The organism is Frankia sp. AiPs1, from assembly GCF_023716945.1.
Classification (GTDB): Bacteria; Actinomycetota; Actinomycetes; order Frankiales; family Frankiaceae; genus Frankia.
The window spans coordinates 1-1335 of sequence record NZ_JAMQQF010000952.1 but is presented as its reverse complement, the minus strand read 5'-3'; the positions used below and the strand labels follow the sequence as shown (position 1 = coordinate 1335).

1 protein-coding gene is annotated in these 1335 nt (G+C 74.9%); it reads left to right on the top strand.

The features are described 5' to 3' along the window. Positions 1-918 (top strand): RecB family exonuclease (locus ND748_RS32125; RefSeq protein WP_374216092.1); only part of this gene is annotated, 918 nt, incomplete at its 5' end. Positions 919-1335 lie beyond the last annotated feature (417 nt).

Genomic DNA, 1335 nt, shown 5'->3' with positions numbered 1-1335 from the left:
GCGCCGGGCCGGCCGGCAGCGCCGGGCCGACCTGCGGCGCCGGGCGAGCCGCAGGCTGCCGAGCGGCCGCTGATCGGGTCGTTGTCGCCCTCGCGGGCGGCGGACTTCGTCAACTGTCCGCTGCGTTACCGATTCCGCGTCGTCGACCGGCTGCCCGAACCGCCGAGCGAGGCAGCCAGCCGTGGAACCGTCGTGCACTCGGTCCTGGAGAACCTGTTCGACCTGCCTGCGGCCGGGCGGACCCTCGAGGCGGCGCGCACGCTGGTCGAGCCGGCCTGGCGGGCGCTGCGCGAACGGGAGCCGGCGGTCGAGGCGCTCTTCGACGATCCGGTCGCGCTCGCAGCCTGGCTGGATTCGGCGCGCGAGCTGCTCGCCGGGTACTTCGCGCTGGAGGACCCGGCCCGGCTCGCGCCGTCGGCCCGCGAGCTCTACGTCGAGCACGTGCTCGACTCCGGGCTGCGACTGCGCGGCTACGTGGACCGGCTCGACGAGGCGACGACCCCGCAGGGCCTGGCCCTGCGGGTGGTCGACTACAAGACCGGCCGCTCGCCCGGACCGGCGTTCGAGGGCACGGCGATGTTCCAGATGAGGTTCTACGCCCTGCTGCTGTGGCGGATCCGCGGCGTGATCCCCCGGGAGCTTCGGCTGTACTACCTCGGTGATCGCACCTGGTTGCGGGCCACCCCGGACGAGGCCGACCTGCGGGCCACCGAACGGCGGATCGAGGCGCTGTGGGCGGCGATCGACCGCGCTCGCCGCAGCGGGGACTGGCGGGCCACCCCGAACCGCCTGTGCTCCTGGTGCCATCACCAGGCGCTGTGTCCGGCGTTCGGCGGTACGCCTCCGCCGCTGCCCCGCGAGGCCCCCGACGTGCCCCTCGACGACGCGACTCCGGCCGTCTGCGAGGCGGACGGCTGACGCCCCCGCCGAGTGAGGACGGCGCGCACGGGCGAGGACGGGAAGGTCGATGGGAAGCAGGCTGTCCGGGGATTGCGGATCGATCCCGAGATGCGGATCATTCCCCGATCGTTGGGGACTCCGACGGCGCCATCGAAGTCGTCCTGACCGGGCGGCCGGCGGGCGGACCCCGCCGAGCATGGCAGTCCCCGCGCCGAAACACCTACATAGGACGATGGGACGGCCCTGTACCGGGCGGCGGGCAGGGGCATCGGCAGACGCGCCTGGCGCGCGAGGAGAGGACGTCACGATGGCCCGACGGACCGGATCATCCCCAGGCGGGAGGCGGGACGCGGGCAGGGACGCTCCGCCCGGTCGCTCGCAGCGGGTGGCGCGGACCGCCGAGCGCGGGGACGACCGCCGCGAGCAGCCCGCCGC